This window comes from Aeromonas sp. S19(2024) (assembly GCF_041402625.1).
In the GTDB taxonomy this organism is placed as follows: domain Bacteria; phylum Pseudomonadota; class Gammaproteobacteria; order Enterobacterales; family Aeromonadaceae; genus Aeromonas; species Aeromonas caviae.
In genome coordinates this window covers 122944-136060 of sequence record NZ_JBGLQU010000005.1, presented here as the reverse complement: position 1 = coordinate 136060, position 13117 = coordinate 122944, and the positions used below count along the sequence as shown (strand labels likewise).

The following is a 13117-nucleotide window of genomic DNA, read 5'->3' as shown; positions in this document are numbered from 1 at the left end:
CTGATGTCATGACGGAGCAGGGATCGGGCCAGCTTGGCGAACATTCAACCGAAAAATGGCAGGGGATTGATCCTGCTGTGAATTTCGTTTTTGCCAGGCGGAGGACGGGCGGGTGCGAACGGGGGCGGCGGCAAACCCTTGCAGCCCGGGGGCTGGTTGGTTTGCCACCCGGCTTGCCGGATCAGAGATCCTTGAACGGGCGGCGTTTCTCCTCCTCGATGACGATGGCCTCCAGATTGGCGATGCGCTCCTGCAACTCCTTGATGATCATGTCCTGCTTGCCAAGACGGTCGGTAATGCGGGCATCCCCCATCTGGTAGCGGGCGCGCTTGGTGAGATAGCTGAACGACACGCTGATAAAGACGATCAGAACGATACCTGTCCACATGGTCATGAATGACTCCTTTCAATATTTGAACGAGAGGATCTGTCTCCCGTGCTGTCGTTGTCTCATACCCAACCTTGGGCGGCAATGCCTGCCTGGTTGTTCAGAGCGGCCAGAGCGGCCAGCCGAGCCAGATCCCGAGCAGCAGCAACTGCCCCCAGACGATGGCCCAGAACCGCAGGCGGTAGCTCCCCTTCTGGGTCTTGTGGCGCAGCCACTGGCGGGCGACCAGGGCGCCGGGCCAGCCGCCGCACAGCTCAAGCAGATGCAGACGGGCCTCGGGGACGCGCCAGCCACCACGAATGGCCTGGCGCTTGTCCCAGGCGTAGGCAGCCAGGGTCAGCAGGCTCATCAGCAGGATCAGGGCCAGCGGCCACCAGCTCGCATCCCGCACCCCGAGCCAGCCGGCCCAACCCAGGGGCAGCAGGGCCAGCACCATCATGACAGCAGCGCCGGATCCCGGGTCTCGTCCGGGCTTAACGTGCGGATCACCCGGGCCGGGTTGCCCACCGCCAATGAGTCGGCCGGTATGTCCCGGGTCACCACGGCACCGGCCCCTATGATGGAGCGGGGCCCTATGGTGACGCCGGGGCAGATGATGGCCCCGCCGCCAATCCAGCAGTCATCGCCGATCCGTACCGGCTTGTTGTAAGCGGTCCAGTTGCGTCGCTCCAGATGATCCATGGCGTGGGTGGCGGTGTAGATCTGCACGTTGGGGGCCAGCAGCACATGGTTGCCGATGTGCACCTCGCCCACGTCGAGTATGGTGACGTTGAAGTTGAAGAAGGTCTTCTCGCCGATGTGGATGTTGCGGCCGAATTCGCAGGTGAAGGGGGTACTTATCCAGCAGGAGTCGGGGCAGTGGGCGAAGAGGTCGCGGCAGATCTGCTGGCGCAGGACGTGATCCCCCGCCGGTGAGGCGTTGAGTCGGCTCAGCAGCGCCTGGCCGCGAATGCGGTCGTTCGCTATCTCCTCGCTCTGGCTGTCCAGGGCGCCCCCCGCCAGTACCTTGTCCCAGTCGCTTGCCATGGTCATCTCCTCCTGCTGCAAGAGGGGGCAGTATACGCGACAAGGGGAGGGGGTGTCAGAGTGCCGGGCCCGTCAGGTGATCCCCGTCATCCTGTCATCCTGTCATCACGCCATCACGTCACAGGACAAGGGGCAGGATGAGCAGGATGAGCAGGATGGAGACGAGGTAGGGGAGCAAGACCCGCCGCCCCAGGCTGCGTCCGCCAATCACCAGTGCCAGCACCCCTTTCACCAGGGAGTTGACCAGCCCGGCGAGCAGTATGCCCCTGGCCGCCACCTCCAGGGCCAGCTCCTTCTGGGCGAGCTGGGAGAGGGAGAGGGTGATGGCGTCCACGTCCGTGATGCCGGAGATCAGCGACAGCAGATAGACCCCGGAGTTGCCCACCTTGCTTTGCAGCAGGGTGGCCATGAAGCCGATGAGGGCGAGCAGCAGACCGAACTTGATGGCGGTGGCGAGATCCAGCGGGTTGCGGGTTTCGGGCTGTACTGGGCCGTCCGGCATCTCTTCCCGTTGGCGCCAGAACCAGAACGCAAAGCCGTAGACGATGGCTGCCAGCAGCAGCAGGGGGACAGCCAGACGCAGCGCCAGCTCTCCGTGGATGATCAGCACCAGTGCCAGCAGCCTGAGCCACATGGTGGCCCCCGCCAGCAGGATGCCGGTGGCCAGCAGCCGCTCCAGCCCTCCCTGCTCCTTGTTGAGGCGGGCAAATTGCAGGGTGAGGGCGGTGGAGGAGGCGAGCCCCGCCAGCATGCTGGTGAGCACCAGCCCGGAGCGGGTGCCGAGCAGGCGCACCGCGAAGTGACCACAGAACGAGATGCCGGCGATCACCACCACCATGAGCCAGATCTTGAAGGGATTGAAGGCATTGAGGGGACCCATCTCGGTATCGGGGAGCACCGGCAGCAGCACCAGGGAGATAAGCAGAAAACGCAGGGTGGCGTGAAACTCCATTTCGCTCAAGAACAGCATCCCCTGCTGGATCTTGCCCTTGAGCCCCATCAGGAGGGCCGCCAGCACGGCGCAGGCCACCGCCTCGCTCGGGCTCTGCAGCACCGACATCAGCCCCAGCAGGTAGGTGAGCACCATGGCTACCGAGCTGGTGAGGCCGAACTCCCCCTGCCAGCGCTGGGCCAGCCAGACCGAGAGGCCGCACCCCGTCACCACGGTCAGCAGACCGAGCAGGGCCAGCCAGGCGCCCAGGGTGGGCAGCAGCAGGGCGCAGACCCCGCCGAGCAGACCGATGAGGCCATAGGTGCGCATCCCGGCGATGCGCTGGTTGTCTCCGAGCTGGCGCACCTGCCAGCCCCGCTCCAGCCCGATGATGAGCCCGATGGCCAGGGACACCAGAGCGCCGTAGACGGGCTCGGCCTCTATCCACATGGGTTTCTCCTCCCGCTGCCGTTTCAGTGAGGATGGCACAGGGCATCCCGGGGCAGGGGGAGCTGGCTCACAGAGCGGGTGTCCCGCCTGCCGGGGTCTTGCAAACAAAAAAAAGGCGCCACCTGGAGGGGGCGCCTGGAAAGGTCAAACCTTGCGGTTTGCAGACCAACGGAACCAAAGATCACACACTTCACACTCAGCACTGCTGTGGGGGCAGGGCTCAACCCTGCCACTTGCCTCCTTCCACTATCACGTCGTTGGGATCGGTATCGGCGCTCAGTTTGTCGCGCACATACTGGTCGTAGAGTTTGAGCAGGTACTTCTCTTCCCCCAGCTTGGCGAGACGGTCGTTGACCCAGTCACGCAGCTCGATATTGCCCTTCTTCACCGCCGGCGCGATGGGGTCTTCCGAGCCCAGCTTCTCGGGCAGCACCCGATAGCCCGGGTTCTCCTTGGCCCAGCTGAACAAGACCAGGTTGTCCTGGGCATAGGCATCGCCGCGGCCCTGGGCCAGGGCCTGCAGGGATTCGGTGTTCTTCTCGAACTTGAGCACCTTCCAGTCCGGGTGGTTGCGGGTCAGCCAGATGTCGGCCGTGGTGCCGGTAGTGACGATAAGCCGCTTGCTGGCCAGATCGTCGAGCTTCTTGGCGTCGCTGCCTTCCGGCACCAGCACCTGCACCGCGACCTTGAGGTTCGGGTTGGTGAAGTCCACCACCTGCCGCCGCTCCGGGGTCACCGTCATGTTGGCGAGGATGAGATCCACCTTGTCGCTCTGCAGGAAGGGGATGCGGCTGGCGGGCTCCACCGCCACGAACTCGACCTTGTTCTCGTCCCCCAGCAGATCCTTGGCGAAGCGGCGGCCGAGATCGGTGTCAAAGCCGACGTAGTTGCCCTTCTCGTCCACATAGCCAAACGGCGGCTTGTCGGTGAAGACGCCGACGATGAGTTTGTCACGGGCCTTGATCTTGGCGAGGGAACCGTCTTCTGCCTGGGCGGCGCCACTGGCGAGGCCCAGGCCGATGAGGGCGCTAAACAGGGCCGAGGTAATTATCTTCATGCTGACTCCTTTCGTTTGCTGACAGTTGTATAAGAAAACTTGGCGAGGAACTGGCGGGCACGCTGGCTCCTGGGATTGTCGAAAAATTGATGGGGGGCGGCCTGCTCCAGGATGTGGCCGCCGTCCATGAAGACGATGCGATCCGCCACCGCCTGGGCGAACGCCAGCTCGTGGGTGACGATGAGCAGGGTCATACCGCTGCCGGCGAGATCGCGGATCACCTCCAGCACCTCCTGCACCATCTCGGGATCCAGCGCAGCGGTCACCTCGTCAAACAGCATCACCTGCGGGTTCATGCACAGGGCCCGCACGATGGCGATGCGCTGCTGCTGGCCACCGGAGAGCTGGCGCGGATAGTCGTGGCGCCGCTCCCACAGACCGATGCGGGTCAGCAGCTGCTCCGCCTGCAGCAGGGCCTCGGCCCGCTCCCGCTTCTGCACCTGCACAGGGCCGAGCAGCACGTTCTCCAGCACCGTCAGGTTGGGGAAGAGGTGATAGCTCTGGAACACCATGCCGATGCGCTGGCGCAGCCGCTGCCAGTCGGTGCTGGCATCCAGCAACTCTCCATCGAAGCGAATATCGCCCCCCTGAATGGGTTCGAGCCCGTTGAGGGTGCGCAGCAAGGTGCTTTTGCCGCAGCCGCTCGGCCCCAGGATGACGATCACTTCCCCGGCGTTCACCGTGAGGCTGACCTCGTCCAGTACCCGGTGTTGGCCGAATTGTTTGCTGACAGCATTGAGCTCAAGCAGAGGTGTCATACCGCATTACCCCATTGTTGCTCCAGCCGGCGCGAGGCGAGCGAGAGCGGATAGCAGACCAGAAGGAAAAACAGGAACAGCAGACCGTAGATGAGCAGCGAGCCATAGGTGCGCTCGATGATCTGCTGGCCTACCTTGATCACCTCCACCACCCCGATCAGCACCGCCAGCGAGCTGGTCTTGATGATGCGGGTGTAGATGTTGATGGTCGGCGGCGTCAGCCGTTGCAGCGCCTGGGGCAGCAGCACGTGGCGATAGAGCTGCCAGCGGGAGAGCCCGAGCGCCAGGCCAGCCTCCTGCTGGCCGCGGGCGAGGGACTTGAGACCGCCGCGCACCACTTCGCCTACCTCGCTCGCCCCCCACAGGGCCAGCACCAGCACGGCACACCAGAAGGCCGGGATAGCCAGGCCAAAGAAGATCGGCAACCCGAAGAAAAAGAGATAGAGCCACACCAGCACGGGCACCATCCGAAACAGCTCCAGATAAACCCGCAGCACTCCCCGAGTCAGCCTTCCCCCTTGCTGGGCCAGCACGCCATAACCGACCCCGCCCAGGGTGGCGAACAGGATGGCGAGCAGCGATATGGCGAGGGTCTGACCCGCACCCACCGCCAGCAGCGGCAGCGCCTGCGCCAACTGCTCAGTGACCGGACTGGCCATAGTGACCCCTCCCTTCTTGTGTATGGGTGGCGAGTGACGGCGGCTGCAGGACAATAGGTGCCTGCATCAGTTGCTCAATGACCGAACTGACCATGTTGCAGCCTCCTTTCAACGACGCGCAGGGCAAGGGAGAGCGGCAGAAAGATCAGCACGCACATCAAGGTCAGCACCGCCAGCATCTCGTAGGTCTTGTAGTAGAGGGCGATGTAGTTCTTGGTGGTGTAGAGGAGCTCGGGCACCGCCACCGCCGAAGCCACCGTGGTCTCTTTGAGCAGAAAGATGAAGTTGGCAAACAGCGCCGGCAGGCTGGCGAGCCAGGCCTGGGGCAGCTGGACGTGGCGCAGCAGCTGCCAACGGGAGAGGCCGATGGCCCGGCCTGCTTCCAGCTGGCTGGGGGGGATTGCCTGAACGCCTGCCCGCAGCGCCTCGGTGAGGTAACCGCCACCGAGGAAGGTCATGGCGATCACCGCCGTGGCAAAGCCGGAGAGCGAGATGCCGAGCGCCGGCAGCCCGAAGTAGAGAAAGAACAGCTGGATCAAGAGCGGCGTGTTGCGGGCCAGCTCCACATAGCCTCGGATCACCCCGTTCAGCCAGGGCTTGTGCAAGCTCAGCAGCGTCACATTGAGCAGCGCCACGACGAGCGAGGTGAGGATCACTAGGATGCCGAGCTGCAAGGTGACCCAGACCGATTGGCCGAACGCCGGCAGGGTGGTGAGAACAAAGGACCAGTCGAAGCTCATGCCGGGATCCTCCCGTCGCGGCGCAGCCGCTGGGGCACGACCGTGATGGCGTCAGGGGACTTGATGCCGGCGCCGGTGTTGAGCACCACCACCCGCTCGCCCCCCCGTATCCAGCCCGCTTCCCGCAGCTGGCGGGCGGCGGCGAAAGCGGCCGCCCCTTCCGGGCAGACGAAGCTGCCTTCGCGCGCGGCGAGCTGTCGGATCTCGCGCTGGATGGCGCTATCGTCCACCGCGATGGCGCACCCCTCGGTGCGATAGAGGGCGTCCAGCACCAAAAAGTCCCCCAGCGCCTTGGGCACGTTGATGCCAAAGGCGAGGGTCTGGGAATCGGGCCAGAAGCGCGATTCGCGCTCCCCCTGCTGCCACGCCTGGACGATGGGGGCGCAGCCGCTCGCCTGCACCGCCACTAGTCGCGGCAACGGCCCCTTGACCCAGCCCAGCTCCTGCAACTCCCGCAGCGCCTTGTAGATGCCGATGAGACCGACTCCGCCACCGGTGGGGTAGAGGATGACGTCCGGCAGGGTCCAGCCGAGCTGCTCGGCGATCTCCAGCCCCATGGTCTTCTTGCCCTCGATGCGATAGGGCTCCTTGAGGGTGGAGGCATCGAACAGCCCCTGCTCGGCCACCGCCTCGGCCACCTGGCGACCGGCGTCGCTGATGGGGCCATCCACCAGATAGAGGCGGGCACCGGCCAGCGAGGTCTCCAGTCTTGTGATGGCGGGTGCCGCCTGGGGCATGACTATGGTGCTGCGCAAGCCGGCGCGGGCGCCGTAAAGCGCCCAGGCCGCACCGGCGTTGCCGTTGGTGGGCATGGCGAAGTGGGTGATGCCGAGCTCCCGGGCGCGGGAGACGCCGACCGCGGCGCCGCGGGCCTTGAAAGAACCGGTGGGGATGATGCTCTCATCCTTCATCCAGAGATCCGGAATGCCGATCTGTTTGCCGAAAGCGGGCAGGGGCAGCAGAGGGGTGAAGCCTTCCCCCAGGGTGATCACCTGGGCGGGGTAGCGCACCGGCAGCAGCTCGTGGTAGCGCCACAGGCTGGCGGGGCGCCCCAGCAGAGCGGCCGGGTGCCAGGCCTGTTTCAGGGCCTCGAGGTCGTAACTGGCCAGCAAGGGGGCACCGACCGGGCTCAACTGCTGGGGCTGATCGGCATCCACTATCTCGCCGGTCTTGCTGCAACGCAGATGTGATAGGTAGCTGTACGGCATGCTTTATCCTGAATGGCTCACGTTGGCTGGTGTCTTATTCCATCCTGTGACCCAAGGGCCGGATAACAAACAAAATAAAGCGGCAAACTTAAGCGAAAAAATTCATATGGCTCCCCCGTGTCGGCGGGCCACCCTCTGCCACCGGTCGGGGGGTTGGGCCATCCGGCGCGCTTTGTTAACCTGCCCGCTCACTCAAACCGCAGGGAGCCGCCTCGATGCGAGCCATTGTCAGCCTGCTGGCCCTGTCACTGCTCTGTGCGTGCAGCGGCCAGTCAACCAAAGAGGATGCCATGTCAGGGAATACGCGCCTTCACTACCCCGTCACCCGCCAGGGTGAGCAGGTGGATCACTACTTCGGCCAGGCCGTGGCCGACCCCTATCGCTGGCTGGAGGATGACCGCAGCCCCGAGACCGAGGCCTGGGTCAAGGCCCAGAACGCCGTGACTCAGGGTTACCTGGCACAGATCCCGTATCGCGCCGCCATCAAGGAGAAGCTCGCCGCCTCCTGGAACTATGCCAAGGAGGGGGCGCCGTTTCGCGAGGGGCGCTACCACTACTTCTTCAAGAACGACGGCCTGCAGAACCAGAACGTGCTGTGGCGCCAGCTGGAGGGCAAGCCGGCCGAGGTGTTCCTCGATCCCAATACCCTCAGCCCCGACGGCACCACGGCGCTGGATCAGCTGAGCTTCTCCCGCGATGGCCGCATCCTGGCCTACTCCTTGTCGCTGGCCGGCAGCGACTGGCGCGAGATCCACCTGATGGACGTGGAAAGCAAGCAGCCGCTGGAGGCGCCCCTCAAGGACGTGAAGTTCAGTGGCATCAGCTGGCTCGGCAACGAGGGCTTCTTCTACTCGAGCTACGACAAGCCCGACGGCAGCGAGCTGTCGGCCAGGACCGATCAGCACAAGGTCTATTTCCACCGGCTCGGCACGGCGCAGGAGGATGACCGGCTGGTGTTCGGCGCCATCCCGGCCCAGCACCACCGTTACGTGGGGGCGACCGTCACCGAAGATGACCGCTTCCTGCTTATCTCGGCGGCGAACTCCACCTCGGGCAACCGCCTCTATGTGAAGGATCTGAGCCAGGAGAACGCGCCGCTGCTGACGGTGCAGGGGGATCTGGATGCGGACGTGAGCCTGGTGGACAACAAGGGCGGCACCCTTTACCTGCTGACCAACCGGGACGCCCCCAACGGCCGGCTGGTGACGGTGGATGCCGCCAACCCGGGCCCGGCCCACTGGCGGGATCTCATTCCCGAGCGTCAGCAGGTGCTGACGGTACACAGCGGCAGCGGCTATCTGTTCGCCGAGTACATGGTGGATGCCACCGCCCGGGTCGAGCAGTTCGACTACGAGGGCAAGCGGGTGCGCGAGGTGGCGCTGCCCGGCCTTGGCAGCGTCAGTGGCTTCAACGGCAAGCACGACGACCCCGCCCTCTACTTCGGCTTCGAGAACTATGCCCAGCCGCCGACTCTCTACCGGTTCGAGCCCAAGAGCGGCGCCATCAGCCTCTATCGCGCCTCGGCGGCGCCGTTCAAACCGGAGGATTACGTTTCCGAGCAGCGCTTCTACCAGAGCAAGGACGGCACCCGGGTGCCGCTCATCATCAGCTACCGCAAGGGGCTGAAACTCGATGGCAGCAACCCGACCATCCTCTACGGCTATGGCGGCTTCGACGTGAGCCTGACCCCGAGCTTCAGCGTGTCGGTAGCCAACTGGCTGGATCTGGGGGGCGTCTATGCGGTGGCCAACCTGCGCGGGGGCGGCGAGTACGGCCAGGCCTGGCACCTGGCGGGCACCCAGCAGAACAAGCAGAACGTGTTCGACGATTTCATCGCGGCGGCCGAGTACCTCAAGGCCGAGGGCTACACCCGCACCGATCGGCTGGCGATCCGAGGTGGCTCCAACGGCGGTCTGCTGGTGGGGGCGGTCATGACCCAGCGGCCGGATCTGATGCGGGTCGCCCTGCCGGCGGTGGGGGTGCTCGACATGCTGCGCTACCACACCTTCACCGCCGGGGCGGGCTGGGCCTATGACTACGGCACCAGCGCCGACAGCGAGGCGATGTTCGACTACCTGAAGGGCTACTCGCCCCTGCACAACGTCCGGCCCGGGGTCAGCTACCCCTCGACCCTGGTGACCACGGCGGATCACGACGATCGGGTGGTGCCGGCCCACTCCTTCAAGTTTGCCGCCACCCTGCAGGCCGACAATGCCGGCCCCCATCCCCAGCTCATCCGCATCGAGACCAATGCCGGGCACGGGGCGGGCACGCCGGTGGCCAAACTTATCGAGCAGAGTGCGGACATCTATGCCTTCACCCTGTACGAGATGGGCTACAGGGAGCTGCCGCGTCAGCCTTGATCCGGGCGAGACGGGCGCCAGCCATCCACTATCATCAGGGCCCTGCGGGGCCCTTTTTATTGCCGCGTGTTTGAACGTGGGCCTGCGACCATCCCTGTCTCGCCGCTGGCCCGTTTTGGCAGACGGGCCCCATCTGTCATCCCCCCGGTGGTATAGTCAGCCACAAGATCCGCATTCAAGGAGTCCATCGTGAAGAAGATCATCTACATCCTGCTGGGGTTGGCGCTGGCGGCCGTGGTGGCCATCGCCGCCCTGGTGTCCCTCATCGATCCCAACCAGTTCAAGCCCCAGCTGGTGGAACAGGTGCGCAAGAGCACCGGCCGCGAGCTGGTGATACAAGGGGATATCGGCTGGCGTTTCTGGCCAAGCCTGGGCCTCTCCCTCGAGCAGGTGGCGCTGCGCAACCCCGCCGGTTTCGCCGAGCCCGACCTGGTGCGATTCGAGCAGGGTGAGGCCTCGGTGGGCCTGCTGCCCCTGCTCTCCCACCGGCTTGAGATCGGCAAGGTGACCCTGAGTGGCGCCCATCTGTTTATCCAGACCAGGGCTGATGGCAGCTCCAACCTGAGTGACCTGCTCAAGGCCTCCGCCGAGCCCAAGGGGGAGGCGACAACCTCTGAGCCTGCCGCAACGACGCCCCCTACCGCCAGCGACGAGCGGCCCTGGCAGATCAGCCTGCAAGGAGTGGAGCTGCAACAGGCCAGCGCTCTGGTGCAGGACGATCGCAACGGCACCGCCTCTCGTCTCGAACAGCTGGACCTGAACCTGGGCCAGCTGGCGGTCGATCAATGGGTACCGGTGACTCTGGCCGCCAAGGGGGCCCAGGGTGAGCTGGCGTTTGATCTCAAGGGGTCGGCCCAGCTCAAGCTGGCGCCCGATGCCAGCCGCAGCGAGCTGAAAGATGTCGCACTGGCGGGGAGCCTGAGCGAACCGACCCAGCGGCTGGATGCTTTCTCCCTCAAGGCCGATCGGCTGGCATTGGGGGAGTGGAGCAGTCTGAGCCTTAGCCTCAGCGGGGCACAGGGGGCGGCGGACAAGCCGACCCTGGCCGGTACGCTGGAGGGGACCCTCAAGGCGCGCCTCGATGAAAACCGGCAACTGCTGGAGATATCGGATGCCGTGCTGGCCGCCAAGCTGAGCGGCGACGCCCTGCCGCGCCCGCAGATGCAGGTGAAGCTGGCGGGCTTTGCCCGCGCCGAGCTGGGCAAACAGGCTGTCACCCTCAGCAACCTGGTGATGGGGGTGGATGACGCCCTGCTGAGCGGCAGCGGCGCCGTTCGTCTGGGGGCCGTACCCAAAGTGGACTTTGACCTCAAGGGGGACAAGCTCGACCTGGACAGTTGGCTGGGTCAGCCAGCCAGGACGGCGTCCGCTGCGGCCACCTCGGGAGCGGCTGCACCGGCCGGAGCAAAGGATCAGGCTGCGGCACCCGCCGCCCAGGCGCTCTCCACGGCTGAACCGGATCTGACCGCCCTCAAGTCGGTGGAGCTGGCTGGCCGCCTGCAACTGGGCAGCCTGCGCCTCAAGGGGCTGGATCTGAGCGCCGTGGATCTGCAACTGGCCCTGGCGGGTGGTCAGCTCACCCTCAAGCAGTTCAGTGCCGGGGTGGCCGGTGGCAAGGTGACCGCCAGCGGCGTGCTCGATGCCCGTCAGCAGCCGGCCCGCTATCAGATGCACAAGCGGGTGCAAGGGGTCGATGTGCGGCCCCTGCTGCAGACCCTGGCCCAGACCGACCTGCTGGAAGGCAAGGGGGATCTGGAGGTCGAGGCGCAGGGCTCAGGACTCTCCGAGCAGGCGCTGCGCAGCCGGATGCAGGGCAAGGTAAACCTCAAGTTGAGCGATGGCGCCCTGCACGGCATCAACCTGGCACAGATGATCCGCGAGGCGCGGGCCACCCTGACCGGCAAGGGGGCGGATCAGGTGAAGGAGGTGCGCAAGACCGACTTCAGCGCCCTCACCGCCAGCTTCCAGATTGCCAACGGGATTGCCAGGAGCGATGACATCCAGCTCTTTGCCCCCGCCCTGCGGGTGAAGGGGCAGGGCCAGACGGCCCTGGTGCCGGAGACCCTCGACTTCCTGTTCCTCACCTCCGTGGTGGAGAGCAGCAAGGGGCAGGGGGGCAAGACGGTGGATGAGCTCAAGGACATCACCATACCGGTGCGCATCGGCGGCCACTGGCAGGCGCCGAGCTACAAGCTCGACGTGAAGGCACTGCTCAGCAACAACAAGGTGCTGGAGGAGAAGGCCCGCAAGGAGGCCGAGCGCGGCCTGAAAAAATTGCTGGGTGACAAGGCCGACAACGAAGGGGTGAAGGGGGTGGCGGACCAGCTGCTCAAGGGTCTGTTCAAATAGCCACCCTCCCGTTGTTGTCATCAAGAGCCCGCCCCGTGCGGGCTCTTTGCTGTGGTGCCGGGCGTTACGGGACGAGGTGTGGTCGGCAACATGAGGTACTATGCGAAATAGTCTTCCAAACCGGGAACCAGGAGGGTTCATGAACAAACGGGTGCTGATCACCGGCGGTGGCAGAGGTATCGGGGCCGCGACAGCCCGCTATCTGGCGGCGCAGGGTTACCATCTCTGTCTCAACTATCGTCAGGACAGGGCGTCCGCCGAGGCGGTGGTGGCCGAGATCCTGGCCACCCATCCGGTCGAGTGCATCGCGGTGCAGGCCGATGTCAGCGTGGAGGCCGAGGTGGTGCGCCTGTTCGAGGAGATGGACGCGAGGCTCGGCCCCGTCACTCATCTGGTGAACAACGCCGGCAGGTTGCAGCCCCAGATGCGGGTGCTGGAGATGAGCGCAGAGCGCATCAACCAGACCCTGACCACCAATGTCACCAGCAGCTTTCTCTGCTGCCGCGAGGCGGTGCGCCGCATGACGGCGGGGGGCGCCATCGTCAACGTCTCTTCCGCCGCCGCGCGCCTGGGCTCCCCCGGGGAGTACGTGGATTATGCCGCCGCCAAGGGGGCCGTCGACGTGCTGACCAGAGGCTTGTCGCTGGAGCTGGCGGCCCAGGGGATCCGGGTCAACGGGGTGCGTCCGGGTTTCATCTACACCGAGATGCATGCCGACGGCGGCGAGCCCGGCCGGGTGGACAGGATCAAGGGGGCCATTCCGCTGCAACGGGGCGGCGAACCCCGTGAGGTGGCGACCGCCATCGCCTGGCTGCTGTCTGACGAGGCTTCCTATGTCACCGGCACCTTTATCGATGTGGCAGGCGGGCGCTAGGTCATCGTAGAAAAAAGGGGGGAGGACGCTCCCCCTAAGGAATGGTTATTCGTAGACAGCAGTTGTAGAAAGCAATTTGTCAGCAAGAGTAAAAATCTCATCTATAGAACTAATGGGATGTCTGGTTTCTTTCTTTTCTTCATCAAACAATCCCAAATATTTCTGTTTTGAGTTGAAATGTAGCCGACATAGAGGTTTCCGATTGTTATCGTCAAGCAACACACCAAAATAGCTTTGTGTGTCTCTTGGTGCGATTCGACTTACATCGAATTTTTGTCTAAGAATCGCTTTCACAATATTAAATGCTTCCATTT

Annotated in this window: 13 protein-coding genes; 3 read left to right on the top strand and 10 right to left on the bottom strand. The window is 64.7% G+C overall.

The window, feature by feature from the left end; genetic code table 11:
• Window positions 1–181: 181 nt before the first annotated feature.
• The 9 genes from ACB037_RS12185 to ACB037_RS12145 all read right to left on the bottom strand — a co-directional run bounded on the left by ACB037_RS12185 (window position 182) and on the right by ACB037_RS12145 (window position 7217).
• Window positions 182–394 (bottom strand): hypothetical protein, encoded by a 213-nt coding sequence (locus ACB037_RS12185; protein WP_043154852.1) that lies wholly within the window; start codon window positions 392–394, stop codon window positions 182–184.
• 94 nt (window positions 395–488) lie between these two features.
• The gene (locus ACB037_RS12180) at window positions 489–827 is read right to left on the bottom strand and encodes a DUF1294 domain-containing protein (protein WP_371175377.1); all 339 of its coding nucleotides are present in this window, start codon (window positions 825–827) and stop codon (window positions 489–491) included.
• The gene (locus ACB037_RS12175) at window positions 824–1414 is read right to left on the bottom strand and encodes a sugar O-acetyltransferase (RefSeq protein ID WP_069652172.1); all 591 of its coding nucleotides are present in this window, start codon (window positions 1412–1414) and stop codon (window positions 824–826) included. Before ACB037_RS12175 ends, ACB037_RS12180 begins: the two co-directional genes overlap by 4 nt.
• Before the next feature lie 118 nt (window positions 1415–1532).
• Window positions 1533–2795 carry an MgtC/SapB family protein gene (locus ACB037_RS12170; protein WP_371175376.1) on the bottom strand — a complete coding sequence of 421 codons (1263 nt, stop codon included), beginning with the start codon at window positions 2793–2795 and terminating at the stop codon, window positions 1533–1535.
• A gap of 220 nt (window positions 2796–3015) precedes the next feature.
• Window positions 3016–3852 (bottom strand): transporter substrate-binding domain-containing protein, encoded by an 837-nt coding sequence (locus ACB037_RS12165; RefSeq protein WP_323926148.1) that lies wholly within the window; start codon window positions 3850–3852, stop codon window positions 3016–3018.
• A complete protein-coding gene (locus ACB037_RS12160; RefSeq protein WP_102983667.1) occupies window positions 3849–4610 on the bottom strand; it encodes an amino acid ABC transporter ATP-binding protein in 762 nt (253 codons plus the stop codon). Before ACB037_RS12160 ends, ACB037_RS12165 begins: the two co-directional genes overlap by 4 nt.
• Window positions 4607–5269, bottom strand: a complete 663-nt coding sequence (locus tag ACB037_RS12155) for an amino acid ABC transporter permease (RefSeq protein ID WP_371175375.1) — start codon at window positions 5267–5269, stop codon at window positions 4607–4609. The genes ACB037_RS12160 and ACB037_RS12155 overlap by 4 nt, the downstream gene beginning before the upstream one ends.
• Window positions 5270–5343: 74 nt before the next feature.
• The gene (locus ACB037_RS12150; RefSeq protein WP_261998849.1) at window positions 5344–6009 is read right to left on the bottom strand and encodes an amino acid ABC transporter permease; all 666 of its coding nucleotides are present in this window, start codon (window positions 6007–6009) and stop codon (window positions 5344–5346) included.
• Window positions 6006–7217: a threonine synthase gene (locus ACB037_RS12145; protein WP_371175374.1), complete on the bottom strand. Its 1212-nt coding sequence runs from the start codon at window positions 7215–7217 to the stop codon at window positions 6006–6008. The genes ACB037_RS12150 and ACB037_RS12145 overlap by 4 nt, the downstream gene beginning before the upstream one ends.
• A gap of 215 nt (window positions 7218–7432) precedes the next feature.
• On the opposite strand from ACB037_RS12145, the gene ACB037_RS12140 reads away from it, so the two are divergent.
• The 3 genes from ACB037_RS12140 to ACB037_RS12130 all read left to right on the top strand — a co-directional run bounded on the left by ACB037_RS12140 (window position 7433) and on the right by ACB037_RS12130 (window position 12803).
• Complete coding sequence (locus tag ACB037_RS12140; protein WP_371175373.1) at window positions 7433–9580, top strand: prolyl oligopeptidase family protein; 2148 nt, start codon at window positions 7433–7435, stop codon at window positions 9578–9580.
• Window positions 9581–9769: 189 nt separating this feature from the next.
• Window positions 9770–11929 carry an AsmA family protein gene (locus tag ACB037_RS12135; protein WP_371175372.1) on the top strand — a complete coding sequence of 720 codons (2160 nt, stop codon included), beginning with the start codon at window positions 9770–9772 and terminating at the stop codon, window positions 11927–11929.
• A 139-nt stretch (window positions 11930–12068) separates the two neighbouring features.
• Complete coding sequence (locus tag ACB037_RS12130; RefSeq protein ID WP_371175371.1) at window positions 12069–12803, top strand: SDR family oxidoreductase; 735 nt, start codon at window positions 12069–12071, stop codon at window positions 12801–12803.
• A gap of 45 nt (window positions 12804–12848) precedes the next feature.
• Here ACB037_RS12130 and ACB037_RS12125 read toward each other — a convergent pair whose 3' ends face one another.
• Window positions 12849–13115: a hypothetical protein gene (locus tag ACB037_RS12125; protein ID WP_371175370.1), complete on the bottom strand. Its 267-nt coding sequence runs from the start codon at window positions 13113–13115 to the stop codon at window positions 12849–12851.
• Window positions 13116–13117 lie beyond the last annotated feature (2 nt).